Origin of the sequence: Bradyrhizobium sp. B117 (assembly GCF_038969555.1) — a bacterium.
In the GTDB taxonomy this organism is placed as follows: domain Bacteria; phylum Pseudomonadota; class Alphaproteobacteria; order Rhizobiales; family Xanthobacteraceae; genus Bradyrhizobium.
The window spans coordinates 6,231,603-6,255,958 of sequence record NZ_CP152414.1 but is presented as its reverse complement, the minus strand read 5'-3'; the positions used below and the strand labels follow the sequence as shown (position 1 = coordinate 6,255,958).

Here is a 24,356-nt window from a genome sequence, read left to right as displayed (position 1 = left end):
GAGGGAACATGCGAGTCGTCTGTATCGGCGGAGGCCCGGCGGGCCTCTATTTCGGCCTCCTGATGAAGCGGCGGCATCCGCAGCACCATGTCACGGTGGTGGAGCGCAACAGGCCTTACGACACGTTCGGCTGGGGCGTGGTTTTCTCCGATGCCATGATGCAGGCCATGAAGGGTGCCGACCCCGAGAGCGCCGAAGATCGAGAACGCGTTCAATCACTGGGACGACATCGAGCTCATCTTCAAGGGAACGCGACAACGGACGACGGGTCACGGCTTCGTCGGGATCGGCCGCAAGCACCTGCTCAACATCCTGCAAAAGCGCTGCGAGGCCCTGGGTGTCGAGCTGGCGTTCGAACGCGAGGTCGAATCCGATTTGGAGTTTCCCGATGCCGATCTCGTGGTCGCCTGCGACGGCGTGAATTCCAGGATCCGCGCGCGCTATGCCGACCATTTCCGGCCCGAGATGGTGGTGCGCCCCAACCGCTATATCTGGCTCGGCACCAAGAAGGCGTTCGATGCCTTCACGTTCGATTTCCGCAAGACCGAGCACGGCTGGTTCCAGGCGCATATCTACAAGTTCGACCAGGACACCTCGACCTTCATCGTCGAGACCACGGAGGAAGCCTTCAACGGGCACGGGCTCGGTGAGCTGGACCAGCAGGGATCGATCGAATTCTGCGAGAAGTTGTTCGCGGAGACGCTCGACGGCGCCAGCCTGATGACCAACGCGCGTCATCTTCGCGGTTCGGCTTGGCTCAGCTTCGGCCGCCTGATCTGCGAACGCTGGAGCGTATTCAACGGTCGCTCTCATGTCGTCTTGATGGGCGATGCCGCCCATACCGCGCATTTCGCCATCGGCTCCGGGACTAAGCTGGCGCTGGATGACGCCATCGAGCTTGCGAACCAGTTCGATCGCCATGGCCACGGCCGCGATCGCATCGAAGGCGTACTCAAGGCCTACGAAGAAGTCCGCCGCGTCGACGTCGCGCGCATCCAGAACGCTGCGCGCAATGCCATGGAGTGGTTCGAGGTCGTGGGGCAGCGCTATTGCGATACGCTGGAGCCTCCGCAGTTCTTCTATTCGATGCTGACGCGTTCACAGCGCATCAGCCACGAAAACCTGCGCTTGCGCGATCGAACCTGGCTGGAGGGCTACGAACGTTGGCTCGCCGCCCGTGTCGGCATCGCGGTGCGCGACGACGAACGCGCGCCGCCGCCGATGCTCACGCCCTACCGCGTGCGCGGCCTGACGCTCGCCAACCGCATCATGGTCTCGCCAATGGCGATGTATTCGGCGAAGGACGGCCTCATCAACGATTTCCATATCGCGCATCTCGCCGCGCGCGGCATGGGCGGTGCGGGGCTTGTGTTCGCCGAAATGACCTGTGTCTCGCCGGATGCGCGGATCACGCCCGGTTGCCTCGGCCTCTGGAACGATGCTCAGCAGGCGCAGTGGAGGCGCCTCGTCGATCTCTTGCATGGCGTCGGTCACGCCAAGGTCGGCATTCAGCTCGGCCACGCCGGACGCAAGGGAGCAACCAAGCTCGCCTGGGAGGGGATCGACCAGCCGCTCGATTCCGAAAGCTGGCCGCTGATCTCGGCGTCGCCTTTGCCCTATCTGCCTCACAGCCAGGCGCCGCGGGCGATGGATCGCCGCGACATGGATCGCGTTCGCGACGATTTCGTTGCAGCGACGCACCGGGCCGCCGCAGCCGGAGTGGATTGGCTCGAGCTCCACTGCGCGCACGGCTATCTCCTGTCGAGCTTCCTCTCCCCGCTGACCAATCAGCGGACCGACGAGTATGGCGGCAACCACGCCAATCGCGCGAAATTCCCACTCGAAGTGTTCCGCGCTGTGCGGGCCGCATGGCCCTCAGACCGGCCGATGTCGGTCCGGCTCTCGTGCCATGACTGGACCGAGGGCGGCAACACGCCGGCGGATGCGGCGATCTTCGCCGCGATGTTCAAGGCTTCGGGCGCCGATGTGATCGACTGCTCGTCGGGACAGGTGTGGAAGGACGAGCGGCCTGTCTACGGCCGGCTGTTCCAGACACCGTTCTCCGATCTGATCCGAAACGAGATCGGCATCGACACGATCGCCGTAGGCGCGATCTCGGAGGCCGACCACGCCAATTCGATCATTGCGGCCGGTCGCGCCGATCTCTGCGCGATTGCGCGGCCTCATCTGGCGGATCCTGCCTGGACCCTGCACGAGGCGGCCAAGGTGGGATTCAACGCGGTTGAATGGCCGAAGCAATACAGATCGGCCAAAGCGCAATACGAGACCAATCTGGCCCGCGCCGCCGTGGCGGTGGCCCGATGAGCACCACGGGCGTTCTGAGCGGTCATCATGCGCTCGTCACCGGTGCGGGTAGCGGGATCGGCGCTGCCATCGCAAGCGCCCTGGCGCTGGCCGGAGCGCGCGTGAGCCTCGCGGGACGGCGACGTGCGCCCCTTGAGGAAGTCGCAGCGGCATTGCCTGCCGGCACGACGAAAGTACTCGACGGGTTCGACGTGACCGATCCCGAGGCGATCTCTGGTGGCGCACGTCTGGCTCGCGCGGCGTTCGGTCCGATCTCGATCCTGGTCAACAATGCCGGTGAGGCGCCGAGCGCGCCGTTCGAAAAGACCGATGCCGCCCTTTGGGACCGTGTCGTCTCAATCAATCTGACGGGCGCGTTTCACGTCACGCAGGCGGTCGTGCCCGATCTCAAGCAACGCGGCAGCGGCGCGCGTCTGATCAATGTCGCTTCGACGGCCGGGCTCACCGGCTATCCCTATGTTGCCGCCTATTGCGCGGCCAAGCACGGCGTCATCGGCTTGACCCGCGCGCTCGCGCTCGAATTCGCTCGCAGCGGTGTCACCGTGAATGCGGTCTGCCCGGGCTTCACGGAAACGCCACTGATCGAACGCGCGGTCGCGACCATCGTCGCCAGGACCGGACGCGATAGCAGCGCCGCGCGCGCGGAGCTCGCAAAGTCCAATCCGCAAGGGCGGCTGGTCACGCCGGGCGAGGTCGCTGATGCGGTGCTCTGGCTCGCTTCGCCCGGGGCGTCGTCGATCAATGGTCAGGCCATCGTTGTTGCTGGCGGAGAGGTGATGACATGAACGAGGTATCGGCAATGCAGGCGGCGCGACGTCCCTTCGCGTCCTACGCGGCGCGGCACTTTAGGTTCGAGGTCAGCGATGACGCCCGCGTGGCGACCATCCGCCTCAATCGGCCCGACAAGAAGAACCCGCTCACCTTCGGCAGCTATGCCGAGCTGCGCGACCTGTTTCGCGACCTTGTCTATGCCTCCGATATCCGCGCCGTAGTGCTTACGGGATCGGGCGGAAATTTCTGCTCGGGCGGCGACGTCTTCGAGATCATCGAGCCGCTGACCAAAATGCGGATGCACGATCTGCTCGCGTTTACCCGGATGACGGGCGATCTGGTCCGGGCGATGCGTAAATGCCCGCAGCAGATCGTCGCGGCCGTCGACGGCGTCTGTGCCGGAGCAGGCGCGATTCTCTCGATGGCTTCCGATCTGCGCTTGGCGACGCCCCAGGCGCGCACGGCCTTCCTGTTCACGCGGGTCGGTCTTGCCGGCGCCGATATGGGCGCCTGCGGAATTCTGCCGCGCATCATCGGACAAGGGCGCGCGGCGGAGCTGCTCGCCACGGGCCGCGTCATGACGGCCGAGGAGGGGCATGCCTGGGGCTTCTTCAACCGGCTCCATGCCAATGCCGATCTCGAACGCGAGGCCTTCCAGCTCGCCCGCTCGCTCGCGGACGGGCCATGGTTTGCGCATGGTATCACCAAGACCATGATGAACCAGGAATGGAACATGGGCATCGACGAGATGATCGAGTCGGAAGCCCAGGCCCAGGCCATCTGCATGGCGACCGGCGATTTCCGCCGTGCGTTCGAAGCGTTTGCCAACAAGCGTAACCCGGTTTTCGAGGGCGAATGATGAGCACAAACGCCAAAACCATCTCGCGCGACCGGCTCGATCAACCGTTCTTCGAGCCGAGGCATCGCACTCTCTCCGAGGCGATCGACCGCTTCGTGATCTCGGGTGCCATCGATGCCATCGATCACAGCGACGTCGACGGTGCCTGCCGCAAGCTGGTTCGTGCGCTCGGTTCCGCAGGGCTTCTCGACTGCGCAGTCGCCACGCCGGACGGCGATCTCACGCATATCGATTCCCGTTCCATCTGCATCTCCCGCGAATCCCTGGCCTATGCCGACGGACTCGCGGACTTTGCCTTCGCCATGCAGGGCCTGGGATCCGGCACGATCGCGCTTGCGGGGGCGCCGGCGCTCAAGAGCCACGTGCTGCCGAAGGTTCGCGCCGGCGAATGGCTTGCGGCATTCGCCCTGTCGGAGAAGGAGGCCGGCTCCGATGTCGCTGCCATGACCTGCGCGGCACGAGCGGACGGCGACCACTACGTTCTGGACGGCGAGAAGACCTGGATCTCCAATGGCGGGATCGCCGACGTCTACACGCTGTTCGCGCGGACCGGCGAGGCGCCGGGCGCGCGCGGCATCTCCGCCTTCGTCGTCTTCCCGGACGATCCCGGATTCTCCATCAAAGATCGCATCGACATCGTTGCTCCGCATCCGCTGGCGACTATCCGCTTCGACAATTGCCGCATTCCGGCGGATCGCCGCCTGGGCGCGCCGGGCGGCGGTTTCCGCATCGCCATGCAGACTCTCGACGTCTTCCGCGCGTCGGTCGCGGCGGCCTCGCTCGGATTTGCGCGCCGGGCGCTCGATGAGGCGATCGCCCATGCTCGCAGCCGCCGTATGTTCGGCGGCGCGCTGGCCGATTTGCAGCTGACACAAGCCGCTCTCGGCGACATGGCGACCGAGACGGAAGCTGCGGCACTGCTGACCTATGGCGCGGCCTGGCGCCGCGACGTGCAGAAGCTGCCGACGACCCGGCAGGCCGCCATGGCCAAACTCGCAGCGACCGAGACCGCGCAGCGCGTGGTCGATCGTGCAGTGCAGATGTTCGGCGGCCGCGGTGTCCGAAAGGGCGAGATCGTCGAAAGCCTCTATCGGGAGGTTCGCGCCCTTCGCATCTACGAGGGCGCCACCGAAGTGCAAAAATTGATCGTCGCGCGCGAACTGCTCAAGGCGCAGTAGGAGGAATCGACATGTCACAACTCGCCTGGGACGATCCCTTTGCACTCGATAGCCAGCTCACCGAAGACGAGCGGATGGTGCAGAAGACCGCGCGCGATTATGCGCAAGCCAGGCTCGCCCCGCGCGTGCGTCAGGCTTTCCGCGAGGAGAAGACGCATCCCGAAATATTTCGCGAGATGGGCGAGCTGGGCTTGCTCGGTTGCACCGTCTCGTCGGATTTCGGCGGAGCGGGGCTCGGCTACGTGGCCTATGGTCTGATCGCGCGCGAAGTCGAACGGGTCGATTCCGGCTATCGCTCCATGATGAGCGTGCAATCGTCGTTGGTGATGGTCCCGATCGAAGCCTTCGGCTCGATCGCGCAAAAGCAGAAATATCTGCCGAAGCTGGCCAGCGGCGAATATATCGGCTGCTTCGGGCTGACAGAGCCCGACCATGGGTCCGATCCCGGCTCGATGGTCACGCGCGCAAGGAAGACTGCGGGCGGCTATCGACTGTTCGGAAGCAAGACCTGGATCACCAATGCGCCAATCGCCGATCTCTTCCTGGTCTGGGCGAAGACGGAAGACGGTCTGATCCGCGGCTTCCTGATCGAGAAGGGAGCCAAAGGGCTGGATGCTCCGGCGCTTCACGGCAAGGTCGGCCTGCGCGCCTCGATCACGGGCCAGATCGTGCTCGATGATGTCTTCGTCCCCGAGGAGAACATGCTGCCTGAAGTGAGTGGGCTGAAGGGGCCGTTCACCTGCCTCAACTCGGCGCGCTTCGGCATCGCCTGGGGCGCACTGGGTGCCGCGGAGGATTGTTATGCGGTCGCCCGCACCTACGTTCTGGAGCGCAAGCAGTTCGGTCGCCCGCTCGGCGCCAATCAGCTGATCCAGAAGAAGCTCACGGACATGCTGACGGAGATCGCGCTCGGCTTGCAGGGCTGTCTCCGGCTCGGGCGACTGAAGGAAGAGGGCAATCCGCCGGTCGAGCTGACCTCGGTGCTCAAGCGCAATTCCTGCGGCAAGGCGCTCGAGATCGCCCGCGTCGCGCGCGACATGCTGGGCGGCAACGGCATCTCGGATGAATTCTCCGTTGCGCGCCATCTCGTCAATCTGGAGGTGGTCAACACCTACGAGGGAACCCACGACATCCATGCGCTGATCGTCGGCCGGGGCGTCACTGGCATTGCAGCCTTCGCGAATTGAAAAGCGCCGTTCAAGGCGGATGACATTTGAAAACGAGACAGCAGCGGTGCGAGCGAGTTTGAAAGGACGCCCGATGGCCAGGACAGCTCACGTCGATACGTTTGCACGCGATCATCTGCCGCCGAAAGAGTTCTGGCCGGACATGATCTTTGCGCGGCCGGAGTATCAGTACCCCGAGCGGCTGAACTGCGTGTCCAGCTTTTTGGATCGCTGGACCGCGGAGGGGCAGGGGGAAGCGCCTTGCATCATCACGGCGGACAGGAACTACAGCTATCGCGAGCTGCACGACATGGTGAACCGCATCGCCAATGTGCTGGTTCACGAGCTCGGCCTCGTCCCTGGCGTACGCGTCCTGTTGCGATCCGCCAACAGCCCGATGATGGTTGCGGCTTATCTGGCTGTGATGAAGGCGGGAGGCGTTGCGGTCGCGACCATGCCCTTGCTGCGCGCCAAGGAGATCTCGTATCCGATCGGGAAGGCCAAGATATCGCTTGCGTTATGCGAGCACGGATTGGCCGACGAGATGGAGAAGGCGAAGGCCGTATCGCCGGACCTGAAGCGTGTGCTCTACTGGGGAACACAGGGTCCCGACTCCCTAGATGCCATGATGGCCAAGGCGAGCCCTGACTTCACTGCGGTGGATACTGCGGCCGATGATGTCTGCCTGATCGCATTCACGTCGGGAACGACGGGTAATCCCAAGGGGACCATGCATTTCCACCGCGACATGCTGGCGGTGTGCGATGGCTTCTCCCGCAACATCCTGCGCGCGAGCGCTGCCGATCGATTCATCAGCACGGCGCCGCTGGCCTTCACCTTCGGTTTCGGCGGCGTTCTGTTTCCGCTGCACATCGGGGCCTCGTTCGTCCTGTTCGAGAAGACGACGCCGGACAATCTTGCGGCAGCCATCGAGCAATTCAAGGTGACGATCTGCTTCACGGCGCCCACTGCCTATCGCGCGATGCTGCCGCTGATCCCTAAGCGCGATATGACGTCGCTCCGGAAGTGCGTCTCGGCAGGCGAAGCACTGTCGAAGGCAACGTTCGAAGCCTGGCTGAAAGCGACCGGCCTCAAGCTGATCGATGGCATCGGTTCGACCGAGTTGCTGCACATCTTCATCAGCGCGACCGAAGACGAGATCCGCCCCGGCTCGACCGGCCGGCCTGTGCCGGGATATGAGGCCAAGGTCGTCGATGAGCTCGGCAACGACGTGCCACCGGGAACGATCGGACGGCTTGCGGTGCGCGGCCCCACCGGGTGCAGATACCTCGCCGACGAACGGCAGCGCAAATACGTGCTCAACGGATGGAATCTGACGGGCGATACTTACGTCATGGATGAGGACGGGTACTTCTGGTACCAGTCGCGGTCGGACGACATGATCGTGTCGGCCGGCTACAACATCACCGCCACCGACGTGGAAGACGCGTTGCAGAGCCACGATGCGGTCGCCGAATGCGGCGTCATCGGCGTGCCGGACGAGGCGCGCGGAATGATCGTTAAGGCCTTCGTCGTGCTGCGCCAGGGGATCGCGGGCACCGATAGCCTGGTGAACGCATTGCAAGAGCATGTGAAGCGCGAGATCGCGCCTTACAAATATCCGCGCGCGATCGAATTCGTCTCCGAATTGCCGAAGACTGCGAGCGGTAAGCTGAAGCGCTTCATGCTGCACGACATTGGCGCTGACGCTAACGTTCGAGCCGCCGGCCGCAGGCCGGTTGCAAACGGCTGAATTGCCGCGGACCCCCCCAAAGGAGAATTGCCACTATGACTGCGCTCAAAGAGAAAGGTCCCGCGATGTTGGATGCCGGCGATCAGCGTCATGCCAACCGTCCCCAGCAATTGCAGCCGAGCGGGTGGCCACGGCCGAAGGGCTATGCCAATGGCATGATGGCCGAGGGACGGCTTGTCGTGACGGGTGGCGTGGTTGGTTGGGACACGGCCGGTGAATTTCCCTCGGACTTCGTCGGACAGGTGCGGCTCGCCCTGGAGAACATCGTCGAAATCTTGACGGAGGGCGGAGCAGGTCCCGAACATCTGGTTCGCTTGACCTGGTACGTCGTCGACATGGACGAATATCTTTCGAGCTTGAAAGCGCTCGGTCCTACCTATCGCGAGGTGATCGGCCAGCACTATCCCTGCATGGCATTGGTTCAGGTCGTCCGGCTCGTCGAACCGTCGGCCCGGGTCGAGATTGAAGCAACCGCGGTCATTCCGAATGGAAGTTAACTGCTGGCAGGATGACCGTCCAGGCCACTCAGGCGCGCAGAAAGGCGGGTCTTGGCTGACGATCAAAGCGTCGCTGGCCAGTTACGGCGGCTCGCCGATAAGAAAACAGAGCTGCCAAAATAGTGGGTTTCGCGATGTCGCGGACCAGTGACTGGAACCTCCGACGGATCACTCATAGTGGCACAGCCCAAAACACTGGCGCTAACTCGCGTCGGCTGCTCCGCAGCAATTCAAAGATCCCAATGCCGTGTCGAGGGCACGCGCTGAAGCTTCCTAAAGTTCGCTGGTAAGGCCGTTATTTCGCTGAAGCTAGCTCAAGTTGGCTCATCATGGATTGGAGCGAGAGTTTAAGATTTGCAATTGCTTAGAAGGTTGCGTGTGCACGACTTGTGCACCGAGAGATCAAGAAAAGTCCCGTTACGGCCAAAATGGGCGGCCATCTGAATTCGGGAGCGCGAGGGCCGGCGATATGCGAGACAAAGCGTCAACAAGACAGGTTGAACGGCGCAGACCGAATGCCCGGAGCTCTCGACCTTCGCGATAGACGAGGCACTTGCGCCTAGAAACATCTGATTTGGAAATTCAGAAAAAGGTCATCTAAAGTACACTGCTTCCTCCGCGGCTCGCTTCCAATAAGTTTGCCATCTCGATCCGTTTGGGGGCACCGTGGTCCTTCTACCTGCAGCAAGAATGACGTAGGAAGTGGCCGGGAAGAGGATTTGAGATGGCAAAGCAGACAAAGAAGCCACCGGCGCTCAAGGGGGTCTCGGCTGCCGAACGGGCGTTGGCCGTATTGACAGCATTTCGTCGGGGCGATGGTGCATTAACCTTGGCGGAATTGGCCGAGCGGACCGGTCTGGTCAAGAGCACGATCCTTCGGCTCGCGTTGTCGCTGCAGCAATTCCGGTTGCTCGCGCGTCTGCCGGACGGCTCTTACCGGCTTGATGCGGAGACCTTGCGCCTCGGCACTGCGTATCAGCAGGCGTTTCGCCTGTCCGATCACGTCATGCCCGTCCTCGAGCAACTCGCTGCGAGCACCGGTGAGACGACATCGTTCTACGTTCGCAATGGCGAGGAACGGCTCTGTTTGTTCCGGGTGGAGAGCTCGAATCGGGTCCGCATGACCGTGCAGCCGGGCGACAGCCGACCGATGGACAAGTCTGCGATCGCTCAAACGCTGCGGCGCTATGAGTCCGGACTGCCCGAGCCGGACGACGAGTTGCCGCTCTTCACGTCCGGCGTGACAGATCCGCACGCAGCAGCCCTTGCGATGCCGGTGTTCGGCATTGGCGACTCCCTGATTGGGGCGCTCGCGATCTCCGGGCCCGTCAGCCGGCTCACGACCGCGCGCGTCGGGCAGGTCAGGGATGCATTGGTCGAGGCCGCGAACAAGCTGACCGCGGCATGTGGGGGAACCTTGACCTCCGGCGCCGTGAAACGCTCCCGCAAGCGCGGCAACGCAATCGTCTAAAACGAAACGACGTTTCGTTTTCTCTTGCGGCGGCCACTGCGCCGGGCTTATATGCCTCCCCATAACAATCGATGGGGAGGACGAACGTCGTGGCAGCAGCATCGCTCACACGGAGGACGGTCGTGGCCGGGCTGGCCGCATCCTTTCTTCCAGGGGTTGCAATGGTGCAGGCGCAGAACGTGCGCTGGTCGAGCGGCTCGGAAAAGCCGCGCATCGTTCCGCCCGCCGGCGCCACCGATTGCCACTTTCACACTTATGACAAGACCTATCCGGCCGTGAAGGGTGCAACCCTGCTGCCGGAGGACGCCTTGCCTGACGATTATCGCGCCCTGCAGCGCCGGATCGGCGTGACGCGGGGCGTCATCGTCCAGCCTTCCACCTACGGTACCGACAACCGGCTGCAGATCGCCTCACGTCAGGCGCTGGGCGCGGAGAACTTTCGCGTTGTCGCGGTCGTGCCGGAGGATATATCGGATGCCGACCTGCGACGGCTCGACGAGCAAGGTGTTCGCGGCGTTCGCTTCAACCTCGGATTTCCCGGCGTGCTGACGGTGGAGTCGCTCAAGCCGCTCGCGCCGCGGCTGGCCGATCTCGGCTGGCATTGCCAGATCAACATGCGCCCCAAACAGATCGAGGACCATGCGGACCTGCTGGCTTCCCTGCCGGGGCGTCTCGTGTTTGATCATCTGGCGCAGGTGCCGCAACCGGGTGGCGTCGAGAGCGCTCCCTTCAAGATCATTCGTGGCTTGCTCGACCGCGGCAAGACCTGGGTGAAACTGTCGGGTCCCTACGTGTCCAGCAAGCAGGGCGCGCCGGACTACGCCGACGCAGGGGCCGTTGCGGCAGCCTACGTGAAGGCTGCACCGGAGCGGATGGTGTGGGGCAGTGACTGGCCGCATCCTTCGGAGCGCGACAGCAAGCCGGATGATGCGCGCCTGTTCGATCTCTTCGCCCAATGTGCAGGAAGCGACCTCGCGTTCAAGCGCATCCTCGTCGACAACCCTGCAGAGCTCTACGGCTTTCCGAAAGTCGCCCCATGACGTTCTTCAGCCCGCCGCGGCGGATCGAGACCAGCATCTTCACGCGGCTTCCGGATCAGTTCCGCAAGCCGCGCCGCACTGCCTGGGCGGATGCCAATCAGGGCGGACGTGAGATCGACTCGTTCCTCGAAGGGCCATCCTTCGATCGGCAGGGCCAGCTCTACATCACTGACATTCCCTACGGGCGTATCTTCCGGGTCAGCCCAGAGGGAAAGTGGGAGCTCGTGTCGGAATATGATGGATGGCCGAACGGACTGAAGATTCATCGCGATGGCCGCGTCTTCATCACTGACTATAAGCGCGGCATCATGCTGCTTGATCCGGCCAGCGGCACCGTCACGCCGTTCCTGGAAACGGCGGCGAGCGAGAGCTTCAAGGGCGTGAACGACCTCGTCTTCGCGCCGTCAGGCAATCTTTATTTCACCGACCAGGGGCAGACGGGGATGCACGATCCCACGGGCCGGGTCTGGAAGCTGACGCCTGACGGCCGGCTCACCTGCCTGATCAACACGATCCCAAGTCCAAACGGGATCGTGGTCGATGCCGAGGAGAGCTTTCTGCTCGTCGCAGTGACGCGCGCCAACCAGATCTGGCGCGTGCCGCTGCCGGCGAGCGGCCTCACCACCAAGGTCGGGATCTTTTCGCATCTGCATGGCGGCCCAGGCGGTCCTGATGGCCTGGCGCTGGACGAGGGCGGCAATCTGCTGGTCTGTCACACCGGCTTCGGCTCGATCTGGCGGCTGTCGCCGCTGGCCGAACCGCTCGACCGCATCGTCTCCTGCGCCGGCGTCGGCACCACCAACCTTGCCTTCGGCGGACCGGAGCGAAAGAGCCTCTTCATCACCGAAAGCCGCACCGGAACGCTGCTGCGCCGAGCTCGAAACGCCGGGCCTGCCAATGTTCTCGCACACGGACTAGCTCAGCGGCCACGCAAACGGGCGAGCAACGCCTGCGCCGGGTGGAGCAGGGATTGCCCGTCGATGATCTTGACCTGCGACCGGCAGGAATAGCCTGTGGCGAGCAAGCGTCCGCCCTGCGCCGACTCGGCAACGTGGCGCGCCCAGCTCATTCCATAGATCTGCTCCGATGTGGCGCGATGTTCAGCCTCATGGCCGTAGGTGCCGGCCATCCCGCAGCATCCCGACGGCAGCACGCGCAAACTCGCGCCCGCGGCCGCGAATGCCGCCTGCCAGTCCCGGAGACTCGACAGCGCGAGCGAACGCTCCGAGCAGTGCGGCAGCAGCAAATATTCACTGTCGGCGCCTGACGTCTTTGGAATGGCTTCGCAGTGACGCGCCAGCCATTCGCCGGGCAACAGCACGGGCGGCGGCCGGTCCGCGTCCGGCAGCATGTCGTATTCGGAGCGATAGGTCAGCGTCATCGACGCGTCCACGCCAACCAGTTCGACGCCGGTGGCGGCAAGTTCACGCAGCATGGCGGCGTTGCGGGACGCGGCGCGGGTGAAGGCACCCAGGAAGCCGTGCACATGCAGCGGCTTTCCGTTGGGGCGGAACGGCGCGACGCACGGCCGGAAGCCGATCGCCTGCATCAGTTCGAGCACGGCAAGCACGACATGCGACTCGTAGAAGCTCGTGAAGGCGTCCTGGACCAGCACCACGCTGCGCGCGCGCTCCCCAACCGAAAGCGCCGATAGCAGTTCAGGTGTTGCGATCGCAATCCCGCGCGCCGCCAATTCCCGCCGCATCGAAACCTGCGAAAATTTCGGCGTGTGCACCAGTCCGACCGCCCGCATCGCCAAGCGGCCCGGCGGGCTGTCGATCAAGAGATTGTACAGCCAGCCGATCTTGCCGAGCGCCGGCAGCATCGACTCCAGCGAACCGACCAAGTGGTCGCGCAACGGCCGCAGATAGCGGCCGTGATAGACCTCGAGAAACTTCGCGCGGAAGCTTGGCACGTCGACCTTGATCGGGCACTGCCCGCTGCAGGACTTGCAGGCCAGGCATCCGTCCATCGCGTCTTTCACGGCATGCGAGAAATCCGGCTCGCGCGCCCAGGTGTTGCGAAGTCTCGCAGGAAAATCGCGCCAGCGCGCACCTTGTCGAAGCGAGGCAGCTTCGCGCTCCGGGTCGACGCCAAGTGCAGCCAGCTGCCGCAACCATTCCCGGATGAGCGAGGCACGGCCTTTCGGCGAATGACGGCGATCGCGGGTTGCCTTGTAGGACGGGCACATCGCTTCATCAAAATCCCAGGAGAAGCATGCGCCATTGCCGTTGCAGTGGAGCGCTTCGTCATACCCGGCGCGGACGGCAGGGGGAATCGTCCGGTCGAGCTGACCGCGTGTGGCCAGCCCGTCGATCGTCAGCAAATGCCCGCCCTCGGGCGCGGCGATCTTTCCGGGATTGAGCTGATTTCGAGGATCGAATGCCGCCTTGATCGATTGCAGGATCGGGTAGAGCGGTCCGAAGAAGCGTGGCGAGAATTCCGAGCGCACGCCCTTGCCGTGCTCACCCCACAGCAGCCCGCCATATTTCCTGGTGATCCCAACGACTTCCTCGGTGATCTCCCTGATCAGCCGCTCCTGCGCGGGGTCCTTCATGTCGATGGCCGGGCGGACGTGCAGCACGCCGGCATCGACATGGCCGAACATGCCGTAAGTCAGTTTGCGGGCGTCGAGCAGCGCTCGGAACTCCGCGATGTAATCGGCCAGGTGCTCCGATGGGACGGCGGTGTCCTCCACGAAGGGGATCGGTCGCTTGTCGCCCTGCATGTTGCCCAGCAGGCCGACCGACTTCTTCCGCATTGTCCAGATCGCATTCACCTCGGCCTCGCCACGCGCCACCGTGAAGCCGCGGCGGCCGCGTGTCGCTTCCGCCGAGGCGAGCGCCTCGGACATGCGACTGACCGGCTCCTCGACTTCCCTCTCGGTGTCGCCGACGAACTCGACGAGATTCACGCCCATCGCGGGTTGTCCGTCGTCGGCGGGGAAGTAATCCCGGACCTGGTCCCAGACCACGTCGTCTTGCGCGAGGCTCAGCACTCTGGAATCGACAGTCTCGATCGACGCCGCGCCGAACCGGATCAGCTCCTGCGCATCGCGCAACGCGGCATCGAAGCTGCCATAGCGTACATTGACCAGAGTGCTGTGCTTCGGGATCGGCACCACGTTCAGCTTGGCTTCGGCGATCAGCGCCAGCGTGCCTTCACTGCCGCACAGGATCGAGTTCAGGTTGAAGCGACCGCGATCATCGCGGATGTGAGCGAGGTCGTAGCCGGTGAGGCAGCGGTTCAGCTTCGGGAAATGCGCCGCGATCAAGTCTGCCTGCTCGCGCTGGATCGCATCGACCAGCCGGTGAACGGCGCCGACGAGATCGGTTCGCTGCTGGACTTGCTGCAGCTCGGCGTTCTCCAGCGGCCTGGACGTCCACACCGTGCCGTCCAGTAGCACGGTCGTCAGCTCCAGCACATGATCGCGCGTCTTGCCGTAGAGGCAGGAGCCCTGGCCGCTGGCGTCGGTGCTGATCATCCCGCCGATCGTGGCGCGATTGGAGGTGGAGAGTTCCGGCGGGAAGAACAGGCCGTGCTCGACCAGCGCGGCATTGAGCTGGTCCTTCACCACGCCGGCCTGCACCCGCACCCAGCGTTCGGCCGGATTGATCTCCAGAACTCGGTTCATGTGGCGCGAGACGTCCACCACGAGGCCTTCCGTCAGCGACTGACCGTTGGTGCCGGTGCCGCCGCCGCGAGGCGCGAACACGACGTCCTTGAAGCGGGGTTCGGCCGCGACACGCGCGAGGCGAACCAGGTCGTCGACGCCGCGCGGAAACACCACGAACTGGGGCAGCAGCTGATAGATCGAGTTGTCGGTTGCCGAGACGATCCGGTCAGCGTAGGCCGGCGCCAAATCGCCTTCGAACCCGCGCAGCCGGAGTTCCGCCGCCAGTTCGCCATGCAGCGGAGCAGGGACCCGCATATCGCAAATGCGTGGCAGCATTCGGTTCCTCGTGGCTTGCGGACGCCGTAACCGGCGACCGGCACTCCATTTTTCCATGGGAGCGCCTCTGAGCGGGCGACGCAAGCGCCCCGGTGTCCGTCCTCGAAAAATGAAACACCGTTTCAAAATAAATTGCAACGGCGTTCTATTTTTGTTAAGGGCGTCATTGGCCGGGGAAAACACCGGCTCTGGAGGGAACCGATGGCCAATGTGACCGCCGCGTCAGCCGGCGCGGGCTTCACGCCCGAGCAGGAGAAGATCCTCAGCAAAGTGCTGTGGCGGATCGTGCCGTTCCTGCTGCTCTGCTACATCGTCGCTTATCTTGACCGCGTAAATGTCGGCATCGCTAGCCTGACGATGAACGGCGATCTCGGCCTCTCACCATCGGCATTCGGCTGGAGTGCCGGGCTTTTCTTCTTCGGCTACTTCCTTGCAGAAGTGCCGAGCAATCTCGCCTTGCAGGCAATCGGTGCCCGCAAATGGATCGCCCGTATCCTGATCACCTGGGGCCTGATCTCGGCCGCCACGGCGTTTGTGGTCGGCCCCGTGAGTTTTGGCGTGATGCGCTTCCTGCTCGGGCTTGGCGAAGCCGGCTTCACCCCCGGCGTGTTCCTCTATTTCACCTACTGGTTCCCGGCGCGCATCCGCGGCACGGCGACCGCAGCCTTCCTGCTCGGCATCCCGATCGCGAACATCATCGGAGCGCCGATCTCGAGTTCGCTGCTGACTCTCGATGGATTGGGTGGCCTGCACGGCTGGCAGTGGTTGCTGATCCTTGAGGGGCTGCCGGCAACTTTGCTGGGCTTCGTCTGCTTCTTCACGCTCACTGACAAGCCGGAGCAGGCCAAGTGGCTGAGCCCTGACGAGCGGCGCTGGCTCGCCGAGGTGCTGGCAGCGGAGCGCGAAGCGATAGCCGCCAAGCACTCCTCTACGCTCAGGGATGCCTTCACCAATTGGCGGGTCCTTGTCTGTGCGACCGTGAACTTCTGCGCCATCATCGGCTCCGTCGGCCTCGGCCTATGGATGCCGCAGATCATCAAGGGCCTCGGCTTCGGCGTCGTTGCCGTCGGCTTCATCGCCGCCGTGCCGTACATCTGCGGCGCCATCACAATGATGCTGTGGGCTCGTCTGTCGGACAAGGGCGGTGAACGGAGCTGGTTCGTGGCATCAGGGCTGCTCGTCGGCGCGGCGTCGCTGATCGTCTGCGGCTACGCGACATCGTCGGCGCTGATCTCCATCCTGGCACTGTGCGGCGCGGTGATCGGGATCATGTGCTACCAGTCGACCTTCTGGCCGATCCCGTCGAGCTTCCTCACCGGCAGTGCGGCCGCCGGCGGCCTCGCGATGATCGTGTCGATCGGCAATCTCGGCGGTTTCGTCGGTCCCTATCTCATCGGCGTGATCCGGCAATCGACCGACAGCTTCTCCTGGGCCCTGATCTCGGTGGCCGCATTTCTCACCCTGGCTGCCATCCTGATCCGGTTGGTTGGAGTCAGCCTGCAGCGACAGGCCGGAGCGGTTGACGGCCGCACACGTCCGATCGCATCCCTCTCGAAAGGAATTTGAAGATGAGTAACAAACAGCAGTTTCGTCTCGGCCTGGTCGGCTATGGCGAGATCGGCAGCACGCTGGGCAAGGGGCTCCGTGGAGCCGGCCTGCAGCAGATTTTCTGCTACGACAAATACGCCTTCGATGGTCCCTATGCGGATCTGATCCAAAGCCGCGCCAAGGCGGCAGGCGTTACGTTGGTCAAGTCCAATCAGGAATTGGCTGATGCAGCCGAACTGATCTTCAGCGTCACGCCCGGCTCCGCCTCGCTCGAAAGCGCAGCGGCGTTTGCACCGGTGCTCGATGGCCGCCACACCTTCCTCGACTTCGCCTCGGCTACGCCGAAGGTGAAGTACGGCGTCGCTGAGCGGCTCGCCAGGACGGGCGCGACGCTCGGCGACGGCTCTATCATGGGCACGCCGAAGAACGGCTATTCGATGCACATGATGTCGAGCGGTCCCGCGGGACAACGTGTCGTCGATCTGCTGGTGCCCTGGGGCATGAGCATCGAATTCGCCGGCGAAAAGCTTGGCACTGCGTCGGGCATCAAGATCCTTCGCTCCGTCCTGATCAAAGGGATCGAGGCCCTGATCGACGAGACGCTGCTGGCGGCCCGGTCCTATGGTTTGGACGAAACAGTATTGGCATCGTCGTCGAAGACGCTCACCCGTCCCTTCATGGACACGGTCGAGAGCCTGACGCCTTCCGGCGTCATCCATGCCAAGCGGCGCACCGAGGAGGTCGAGATGGCCGCCGAGGCGGTCGCGGATGCCGGGATCGAACCGCTGATGGCGCGCGCGACGGCCGCGCGCCTGCGTTGGAAGGACAGCCTCGGCCTGAAGGATCACTTCAAGGGCGTCGTTCCCGAAAACTACAAGATCGCCATCGACGCGATCGTGGCCAAGATGCAGGCCGGAGCCAAAGCGGCGGAATAGAGCCACGACAACAGAGACGGCAGCGAAGAACAGAACAGGGAGAGAAACGTGACGGCCGCTCGAACCGACATCGATGACATCGAGAAGGCGACGATGCGCAGGGTGATCCTGCGCCTCGTGCCTTTCCTGATGATCTGCTACTTCTTCGCACTACTCGACCGCGTCAATGTCGGCTTCGCTGCGCTGCAGATGAACAAGGATCTCGGGCTCACGCCGGCGATGTTCGGCTTTGCTGCGAGCCTGTTCTTCGTCTCCTATTTCCTCGTGGAAGTGCCGAGCAATCTGGCGCTGCAAAAGGTCGGCGCGCGGCGCTGGATCGCGCGTATCATGATCACCTGGGGACTGATCACCGCATGCATGGCCTTTGTGGTTGGTCCGTACTCGCTCTATGCCATGCGCTTCCTCCTCGGCGCGGCGGAGGCCGGTTTCTTTCCCGGTGCAATCCTCTATTTGACCTATTGGCTGCCGTCGCAGTATCGGGCGCGCATCCTGGCGACGTTCACCGTGTCGATCCCGCTCGCGACCTTCCTGGGTTCACCGCTCTCGGTCGGACTGCTCGAACTCGACGGCGCGCTTGGCCTGCGCGGCTGGCAGTGGCTGTTCATCCTTGAAGGTCTGCCGACCGTTCTGCTGGGCTTTGCATGCCTGTTCGTCCTGACTGACAAGCCCGCGGAGGCGTCCTGGCTCACCGTCGAGCAGCGGGAATGGCTGACGGGTCGGATGGAGGCGGAAGCGGCCGCGCGCAAGCCGGTCGGGCATCTCTCGCTCTGGCAACTCGCCACCAACAAGTATTTCCTGGTCATGGCCCTGGTCTGTTCCGGCGCCTCGGCTACCGGCAGCGTGTTGTCGGTCTGGCAACCGCAACTGCTCAAGTCGTTCGGCCTCACGAACCTGCAGACCGGCTTCGTCAACGCGATCCCCTACGGCATCGCGACCGTGCTGATGGTCTTGTGGGGCCGCCATTCGGACAAGACGGGTGAGCGCCGCTGGCACACGGCCGTTCCCCTCTTGCTTGCTGCCGGCGGTTTCACGGCATTGGGGATGACAGGAACCGCGGTCGTGCCGACGATCATCATGGTCACGTGCTGTCTGGTGGGCGCGTATGCCTTCAAGGGGCCGTTCTGGGCGCTCTCGGCAAGCTGGCTATCGGCGAGTACGCTCGCGGCGGGTCTCGCCGGCATCAACGCGATCGCCAATTTGATCGGCGGTGGCCTGATGGTGAATGTGGTCGGCGTCGCCAAGGAGTGGACGGGCAGCTTCGTGCTCGGAATGCTGCCGCTCGCGCTGCTCTGCGCTGTGGCCGCCGTCTGTGTTCTCGTGCTTGGGCGAAGCGCCGCACGCGCAACAGACATGGTGGCGGTGAAGTCATGAGCACGCGTCGCAAGAAGCCAAAGCACACCATCACCCGACGCGGGGTTCTCGCCGGCATGCTGGCTGCGAGCACGGGCGCGTGGGCGGCCGGCGTTGACCAGGCGGTCCCCAACAGCACCGGATCCGCGCCGCCGCGCCTAGATGCGCCCGCCGGCGCGTGCGACTGCCACCATCACATCTACGACGAACGATTTCCCGTCTCGCCGCATTGGCGTCAGGGCTTTCCGCCCGGTGCAACCGTTGCGGATTATCGATCGCTGCAGCGCCGGCTCGGAACCAGCAGGAGTGTGGTGGTGCAGCCATCGACCTATGGCATCGACAACCGATGTCTCGTGGATGCGCTTGGACAACTGGGCGCCGCGTCGCGCGGCGTTGCCGTCATCGATACCGAGGTCAAGGATGCGGAATTGCGGACGCTTGCCGAGGCTGGCGTTCGCGCCATCCGCGTCAATTTCGTGTCTCCCCAGACATGGGGAACGACCACACCAGAAATGCTGACCACGCTCGCAAAACGTGTGAGTCCGCTCGGCTGGCACGTACAGATCTTGATGACGGGTGATCAGATCGCCACCCATGAGAGCCTCATCCGGTCGCTCCCCACCAAGGTGGTGATCGATCATCTCGGGCGCATCCCGCAGCCGGACGGTCTCAAGCATCCGGCGTTCGCAGCGGTCCGCCGCATGCTGGACGAGGGACGCACTTGGGTGAAAGTCACCGAGCCCTATGAGGACAGCAAGCTCGGTTCGCCTTACGCAGATTCCAGCGAAGTGGCGCGCGCCTATGTGCAGGCTGCGCCGCAACGCATCTTGTGGGGCACCGACTGGCCGCATCCCACCCAGCGCGGCACCAAGCCGGACGATGCCCTGTTGCTCGATCTCCTTGCAGACTGGGCGCCGGACGAAAAGACGCGCCGGCTCATCCTGGTCGAAAATCCCACCGAACTGTTCGGCTTCTAGGGCTTCGATCCTCGGGGAAACAGCGAGAACGCAACGGTTTCATTCTTAGAGCATCGAAAAGGGTAACGCATGTCGGTAGGGTTCAGAATTCAGAAGCGGCAAAGAAAAGTGGCTCGCGAAATCGCCGAACGCTTTGCCCGCTTGCCGGTCGCAAACGTCAGCGACAGCATGTCCCGGATGACGGCTGCAGGAGCGCGGGTTCGGCCTATGCATCGGACCGGCGGGATGGCGGGCGTGGCGCTCACCGTCAAGACGCGGCCAGGCGACAATCTGATGATCCACAAGGCGATGGCAATCGCCGAACCCGGCGATGTCATCGTTGTCGATGCAGGGGGTGATCTCACCAATGCGCTGATCGGCGAAATGATGCTCACGCGGATCATCAAGAGTGGCCTTGCGGGCATCGTCATCGATGGTGCGGTTCGGGACGCCGGCTTTATCCGAGGCCAGGAATTTCCTGTTTTCGCTGCCGGCGTCACCCATCGCGGGCCATACAAGAATGGACCCGGCGAGATCAATGTTCCGATCGCGATTGATGGCATGGTGATCGAGCCCGGCGATCTCATCATCGGAGACGATGACGGAATGCTCTGCGTACCATTTGACGATGTGGATGAGGTGCTAAAAGCTGCCACGATGAAGTACGAGGCCGAGCAGAAGCAGATCGCGAACATAACGACGGGCACGCACGATGCGGCGTGGGTGGACAGGGCGCTGCGCGAGCTGAACTGCGAAGGCCTCGATTGACTATCCGATTCGTGAGTGGCCCGAGACGCGAACCACTAGTCGATTTTTGAGCTTGCCCGCTTTGCCGCAATTTGGCTGGAGCTAGCTCAAACGTCCTCATGATGGATTGGAGCGAGAGCTCAATTTATTCAATCGGTTAGAGGGGCTCGTGTGCACGACGTGTGCACCGGGGGGATCCAGAAAAATCTACCGACGGCAAGTCTGAGCAGGCAGCCCGAGGCGTGACGCGGGCATTGGGCTGAACGTGATCGAATTGACTAGAGTTGGGCGAGAAGCTGATCCCGTTTGTCGCACGGCGGACGGAGCTGCCGTCATTTCGTCGGTGGGTTAGGGCTGTTGTTTAGCGCAACGGTGAAGAAGATTGATGCCGGGGGGGCGAGTCGCTCCCCCGCTGGCCTTCTTCGTGAGCCTCTTGTGCGGAGCAGCGTCACGGGGGCCTGTGCGCACGCAACGTCCCGATGCCCGCGACAAAGACAGATACGGGAGGTTGGAATGGAAGGAGCCATCGAAGAACCGAGAATGGTGGTGATTTGAGGTTTCCACATTGCAGCGACCCCGCCTGGCCGTAGGCGCGGTAGGGCCGCCTGCTTCCCGGGCTGGGGCTGGAAGGCGGTCCAGCGCGGTCAGCCCATTCATTAGTGGGAGATTGGGGAGCAAACTGGGCTAGAGTGAGGGAAGGCGGTAATGGCTTTTCGTTTGTACGGGCATGCATGATCGACCTAAGAACTCTTGAGATCTTTTACTGGGTTGCTCGCCTTGGTGGCTTCGGCAGGGCCGCGGAAAAGCTGCACACCACGCAGCCTGCGGTGTCGGTGCGGATCAGGCAGCTGGAAGAGCGATATGACATCCAGCTATTTCAGCGAGCGGTCGGCCAGCGTCCACAGCTAACGCCACGCGGACAGGATCTCTACGCGCTAGCCGAACGGATGCTCGAACTCGACCGCGACATTGAGGCCGTACTGACCAGCCGCTTCAATCTGCGCGGCCCGATCCGCATCGGCGTTTCGGAAACGGTAGCGCGGACCTGGCTCGCCGATCTTCTGCGCGAGTTGCACCGACACCATCCCGACCTCTCACCCGACGTGAGCGTCGACATTTCCACTGTGCTCCGCGATGGATTGCTGGCGGGCGAGATCGATCTCGCAATCCTCCTCGGCCCCGTCGACCTGCCGCGCGTGCGCGAAGTCCCGCTCTGCTCGTACGAACTCGTGTGGGCGGCAAAACCGGATCTGATCGTCGCTGCCGATCTTGCGGGCCTGGGCGCCTCACCGATCCTCACCTTCCCCCGTGCTACCCGGCCGACCCGGGTGATTGCCGACGCCTTCGCAAAAGCCGGTCTGCCGGCGCCACGGCTTTATCCGAACAGCTCGCTCGCCGCTACGGTGCGCATGGCTCTGGCCGGCATTGGCGTGTGCATCGTGCCTCGCGTGGTGATTGCGGACGAGCTGTTGCGGGGCGATCTGCGAGAGGTTTCATTGCCGCTCGCGGTCCCGCCACTGGACTATGTTGCCGCCTATGTCGAAGCACCCAATTCGGCGCACCTCGCCGCGGTGGCTTCCATCGCGCAGGACTGCGCGGGTCATAATGCGGCGTTATGACTTCGCATTCGCAATGACAATTTGGTGTTCTCGTCGTCGCTGTGTCTCAATCCTGTCATTGGACGGGTTGGAGAACGACGATGTCCGGGGGACAAAGCCAGACGGCAGCCGCAATTGTGCGCCAGGCAGCGCGCCGGGGGGAGTATCGCGGCCAGACCAGCGGCGTCTCGCCCGGCTTCGTCCAGGCCAATATCGCCATCGTACCTGCCGCACAGGCAGAGCTCTTCGCCGAGTATTGCGCGCTCAACGCCAAGGCATGCCCAGTGTTGGCGATCAGCGAGCCAGGGGACCCATCGCTTCCGGAGCTGGGGAGCGATATCGATATCCGCCACGACCTGCCGTGTTACCGCATCTATCGCGATGGCGAGCTAGCCGGTGAGGCGAATGATGTCGATGCGCTGTGGCGCGACGATCTCGTGACATTCGCGCTCGGTTGTTCCTTCACTTTCGAGCACGCACTGTCTGAAGCAGGTCTGAGCCTTCGCCACGTGCGGTTGGGCCGTAACGTGGCGATGTATCGCACGTCGATCCAGACTGCGCCCGTCGGCCCGTTTGGTGGACCGATGGTCGTCTCGATGCGGCCGTTCGCGGAAGCCGATGTCGCGTGTGCTATCGCGATCTCCAGCCGTTTTGGGCAGATGCACGGCGCGCCAGTCCACGTCGGCGAGCCGGAAGCGATTGGCGTCGCCGATCTCGGCAATCCCGACTACGGCGATGCCGTGCCGATCGAACAGGGCGAAGTGCCGCTGTTCTGGGCCTGCGGCGTCACAAGCCAGGCCGCGCTTCAGCACGCTCGGCTACCCCTGTTCCTGGCGCACGCGCCGGGTTGCATGCTGGTGACGGATCTTCCGCACCGAACCTACGACGGGGCCGTCTCTTCGGGCTGGCCTCGACCTCATCCAACGATCCGGTTTCGCCGGACCTAGCTCAAGGAAACGATGCGATGTTCGAGTGGTATCGAGAACTGGCGCCTGCGGGGCGCCGGACGTTCTGGGCGTGCTTTGGCGGCTATGCGCTGGATGCGTTCGACGTGCAGATCTACAGCTTTATTTTGCCGATCCTGATCGGACTGAAGTTCATCGACGCGACTGAGGCCGGACTGCTGGCCACCACGACGCTGGTGCTGTCCGCTTTCGGTGGTTGGTTTGCCGGCATGCTGTCTGACCGGGTCGGCAGGGTGCGCACCTTGCAGATCACCGTGATCTGGTTTGCATTCTTCACTTTTCTCTCGGGCTTCGCTCAGAACTTCGAGCAGTTGATGGTGACGCGCGGCCTGATGGGTCTCGGCTTCGGCGGTGAATGGGCGGCTGGCTCGGTTCTGATCGGTGAGGTCATCGCCGCGCGCCATCGCGGCAAGGCGGTCGGCTTCGTACAGGGCAGCTGGTCCGTTGGATGGGCCGCAGCGGCGCTGGTCGCAACCTTGCTGTTCACGACGCTCGATAACTCGCTGGGCTGGCGCATCCTGTTCTTCATCGGCATTGCGCCTGCGTTTGTGACGTTCTGGATCCGTCGCGTGGTTCCCGAACCGGAGGTGTTCGCTACCGCGAAGGCGAGCGGCGCGCCCAAGCCATCGCTGGTCGAGATCTTTCGCCCTGCCTTGCTTTGGACCACAATTCGCGCATCGCTGCTGGCGCTCGGTGCACAGGGCGGCTACTACGCCATCACGACCTGGCTGCCGCGTTTTCTTTCCGCCGAACGTCACATCACGATCCTCGACAGCCTCGGCTACATCTCTGTGGTGATCGCCGGCTCATTCACCGGCTACGTGACCTCAGCGTATCTCGGTGACGCGATCGGGCGTCGCACGAACTTCATGCTGTTCGCCATCGGGTCGGCGGCGATCGTGCTCATCTACACGCAGATCTCCGTCTCCAATGAACTGATGCTCGTGCTCGGCTTCCCGCTCGGCTTCTTTGCATCCGGAATTTTCTCCGGCATGGGCCCGGTCATGACCGAGCTGTTTCCGACCGAGGTGCGCGGTACCGGGCAGGGCTTCTGCTACAATGTTGGCCGCGGTCTCGCCGCGTTCTTCCCGACATTGGTGGGCGTTGCCTCCGCATCGATGTCGCTGGGAATCGCGATCGGCATGTTTGCCGCCGCCGCCTACGGTCTCGTCATCGTGGCGGCCCTGCTCCTGCCTGAGACACAGGGGCAAAGCCTGTTCAGTCTCGCCGAAGCGGAGGGCTGAG

General features: G+C 63.6%; 17 protein-coding genes and 2 pseudogenes. 18 read left to right on the top strand and 1 reads right to left on the bottom strand.

The genetic code is table 11. The annotated features are described in order from the left end of the window. Positions 1 to 8: 8 nt before the first annotated feature. The 10 genes and pseudogenes from AAFG16_RS30565 (at position 9) to AAFG16_RS30520 (ending at position 11,978) form a co-directional block, all read left to right on the top strand. Positions 9 to 2,325: pseudogene (locus tag AAFG16_RS30565) on the top strand (bifunctional salicylyl-CoA 5-hydroxylase/oxidoreductase). Further along, positions 2,322 to 3,110: an SDR family NAD(P)-dependent oxidoreductase gene (locus tag AAFG16_RS30560; RefSeq protein WP_342731237.1), complete on the top strand. Its 789-nt coding sequence runs from the start codon at positions 2,322 to 2,324 to the stop codon at positions 3,108 to 3,110. Before AAFG16_RS30565 ends, AAFG16_RS30560 begins: the two are co-directional and overlap by 4 nt. Next, a complete protein-coding gene (locus AAFG16_RS30555; protein ID WP_342731235.1) occupies positions 3,107 to 3,955 on the top strand; it encodes an enoyl-CoA hydratase family protein in 849 nt (282 codons plus the stop codon). Before AAFG16_RS30560 ends, AAFG16_RS30555 begins: the two co-directional genes overlap by 4 nt. Then, a complete protein-coding gene (locus tag AAFG16_RS30550) occupies positions 3,955 to 5,133 on the top strand; it encodes an acyl-CoA dehydrogenase family protein (protein ID WP_342741000.1) in 1,179 nt (392 codons plus the stop codon). Before AAFG16_RS30555 ends, AAFG16_RS30550 begins: the two co-directional genes overlap by 1 nt. 11 nt (positions 5,134 to 5,144) lie before the next feature. Beyond that, positions 5,145 to 6,320: an acyl-CoA dehydrogenase gene (locus AAFG16_RS30545; protein ID WP_342731233.1), complete on the top strand. Its 1,176-nt coding sequence runs from the start codon at positions 5,145 to 5,147 to the stop codon at positions 6,318 to 6,320. 73 nt (positions 6,321 to 6,393) lie between these two features. After that, complete coding sequence (locus AAFG16_RS30540) at positions 6,394 to 8,052, top strand: benzoate-CoA ligase family protein (RefSeq protein ID WP_342731231.1); 1,659 nt, start codon at positions 6,394 to 6,396, stop codon at positions 8,050 to 8,052. Positions 8,053 to 8,117: 65 nt separating this feature from the next. Beyond that, entirely contained in the window at positions 8,118 to 8,549 is a 432-nt protein-coding gene (locus AAFG16_RS30535; protein ID WP_342740999.1) for a RidA family protein, read from the top strand. Positions 8,550 to 9,273: 724 nt separating this feature from the next. Then, a complete protein-coding gene (locus AAFG16_RS30530) occupies positions 9,274 to 10,020 on the top strand; it encodes an IclR family transcriptional regulator (RefSeq protein ID WP_342731229.1) in 747 nt (248 codons plus the stop codon). A gap of 122 nt (positions 10,021 to 10,142) precedes the next feature. Continuing rightward, complete coding sequence (locus tag AAFG16_RS30525; protein ID WP_342731227.1) at positions 10,143 to 11,060, top strand: amidohydrolase family protein; 918 nt, start codon at positions 10,143 to 10,145, stop codon at positions 11,058 to 11,060. Further along, positions 11,057 to 11,978 (top strand): annotated as a pseudogene (locus tag AAFG16_RS30520) (SMP-30/gluconolactonase/LRE family protein). Before AAFG16_RS30525 ends, AAFG16_RS30520 begins: the two are co-directional and overlap by 4 nt. Position 11,979: 1 nt before the next feature. Here AAFG16_RS30520 and AAFG16_RS30515 read toward each other — a convergent pair. Next, positions 11,980 to 15,012, bottom strand: coding sequence for an FAD-binding and (Fe-S)-binding domain-containing protein (locus AAFG16_RS30515; RefSeq protein WP_342731225.1), 3,033 nt, complete (start codon positions 15,010 to 15,012; stop codon positions 11,980 to 11,982). A gap of 201 nt (positions 15,013 to 15,213) precedes the next feature. Here AAFG16_RS30515 and AAFG16_RS30510 point away from each other — a divergent pair, with 201 nt between their 5' ends. The 8 genes from AAFG16_RS30510 to AAFG16_RS30475 all read left to right on the top strand — a co-directional run bounded on the left by AAFG16_RS30510 (position 15,214) and on the right by AAFG16_RS30475 (position 24,355). Further along, positions 15,214 to 16,578 carry an MFS transporter gene (locus AAFG16_RS30510; RefSeq protein ID WP_342731223.1) on the top strand — a complete coding sequence of 455 codons (1,365 nt, stop codon included), beginning with the start codon at positions 15,214 to 15,216 and terminating at the stop codon, positions 16,576 to 16,578. A gap of 2 nt (positions 16,579 to 16,580) precedes the next feature. Further along, the gene (locus AAFG16_RS30505) at positions 16,581 to 17,495 is read left to right on the top strand and encodes a DUF1932 domain-containing protein (RefSeq protein ID WP_342731221.1); all 915 of its coding nucleotides are present in this window, start codon (positions 16,581 to 16,583) and stop codon (positions 17,493 to 17,495) included. A 48-nt stretch (positions 17,496 to 17,543) separates the two neighbouring features. Further along, on the top strand, positions 17,544 to 18,866 hold the full coding sequence (locus AAFG16_RS30500) for an MFS transporter (protein ID WP_342731219.1): 1,323 nt from the start codon (positions 17,544 to 17,546) through the stop codon (positions 18,864 to 18,866). Between the two features lie 56 nt (positions 18,867 to 18,922). Beyond that, positions 18,923 to 19,822, top strand: coding sequence for an amidohydrolase family protein (locus AAFG16_RS30495; protein WP_342731217.1), 900 nt, complete (start codon positions 18,923 to 18,925; stop codon positions 19,820 to 19,822). Between the two features lie 69 nt (positions 19,823 to 19,891). After that, a complete protein-coding gene (locus AAFG16_RS30490) occupies positions 19,892 to 20,569 on the top strand; it encodes an RraA family protein (protein WP_342731215.1) in 678 nt (225 codons plus the stop codon). A gap of 710 nt (positions 20,570 to 21,279) precedes the next feature. Beyond that, a complete protein-coding gene (locus AAFG16_RS30485; RefSeq protein WP_342731213.1) occupies positions 21,280 to 22,167 on the top strand; it encodes a LysR family transcriptional regulator in 888 nt (295 codons plus the stop codon). An 80-nt stretch (positions 22,168 to 22,247) separates the two neighbouring features. Continuing rightward, complete coding sequence (locus tag AAFG16_RS30480) at positions 22,248 to 23,093, top strand: putative hydro-lyase (protein WP_342731211.1); 846 nt, start codon at positions 22,248 to 22,250, stop codon at positions 23,091 to 23,093. 17 nt (positions 23,094 to 23,110) lie between these two features. Further along, positions 23,111 to 24,355: an MFS transporter gene (locus AAFG16_RS30475; protein ID WP_342731209.1), complete on the top strand. Its 1,245-nt coding sequence runs from the start codon at positions 23,111 to 23,113 to the stop codon at positions 24,353 to 24,355. The last annotated feature ends 1 nt before the right edge of the window (position 24,356 follow it).

What these genes read in the sequence shown, in the direction of transcription:
- AAFG16_RS30490 (WP_342731215.1), top strand. Translation starts at nt 19,892, where the DNA reads ATGTCGGTAGGGTTCAGAATTCAGAAGCGGCAAAGAAAAGTGGCTCGC.
- AAFG16_RS30550 (WP_342741000.1), top strand. Translation starts at nt 3,955, where the DNA reads ATGAGCACAAACGCCAAAACCATCTCGCGCGACCGGCTCGATCAACCG.
- AAFG16_RS30545 (WP_342731233.1), top strand. Translation starts at nt 5,145, where the DNA reads ATGTCACAACTCGCCTGGGACGATCCCTTTGCACTCGATAGCCAGCTC.
- AAFG16_RS30515 (WP_342731225.1), bottom strand. Translation starts at nt 15,012, where the DNA reads ATGCTGCCACGCATTTGCGATATGCGGGTCCCTGCTCCGCTGCATGGC.
- AAFG16_RS30510 (WP_342731223.1), top strand. Translation starts at nt 15,214, where the DNA reads ATGGCCAATGTGACCGCCGCGTCAGCCGGCGCGGGCTTCACGCCCGAG.
- AAFG16_RS30560 (WP_342731237.1), top strand. Translation starts at nt 2,322, where the DNA reads ATGAGCACCACGGGCGTTCTGAGCGGTCATCATGCGCTCGTCACCGGT.
- AAFG16_RS30535 (WP_342740999.1), top strand. Translation starts at nt 8,118, where the DNA reads ATGTTGGATGCCGGCGATCAGCGTCATGCCAACCGTCCCCAGCAATTG.
- AAFG16_RS30495 (WP_342731217.1), top strand. Translation starts at nt 18,923, where the DNA reads ATGCTGGCTGCGAGCACGGGCGCGTGGGCGGCCGGCGTTGACCAGGCG.
- AAFG16_RS30485 (WP_342731213.1), top strand. Translation starts at nt 21,280, where the DNA reads ATGATCGACCTAAGAACTCTTGAGATCTTTTACTGGGTTGCTCGCCTT.
- AAFG16_RS30480 (WP_342731211.1), top strand. Translation starts at nt 22,248, where the DNA reads ATGTCCGGGGGACAAAGCCAGACGGCAGCCGCAATTGTGCGCCAGGCA.
- AAFG16_RS30505 (WP_342731221.1), top strand. Translation starts at nt 16,581, where the DNA reads ATGAGTAACAAACAGCAGTTTCGTCTCGGCCTGGTCGGCTATGGCGAG.
- AAFG16_RS30540 (WP_342731231.1), top strand. Translation starts at nt 6,394, where the DNA reads ATGGCCAGGACAGCTCACGTCGATACGTTTGCACGCGATCATCTGCCG.
- AAFG16_RS30475 (WP_342731209.1), top strand. Translation starts at nt 23,111, where the DNA reads ATGTTCGAGTGGTATCGAGAACTGGCGCCTGCGGGGCGCCGGACGTTC.
- AAFG16_RS30555 (WP_342731235.1), top strand. Translation starts at nt 3,107, where the DNA reads ATGAACGAGGTATCGGCAATGCAGGCGGCGCGACGTCCCTTCGCGTCC.
- AAFG16_RS30530 (WP_342731229.1), top strand. Translation starts at nt 9,274, where the DNA reads ATGGCAAAGCAGACAAAGAAGCCACCGGCGCTCAAGGGGGTCTCGGCT.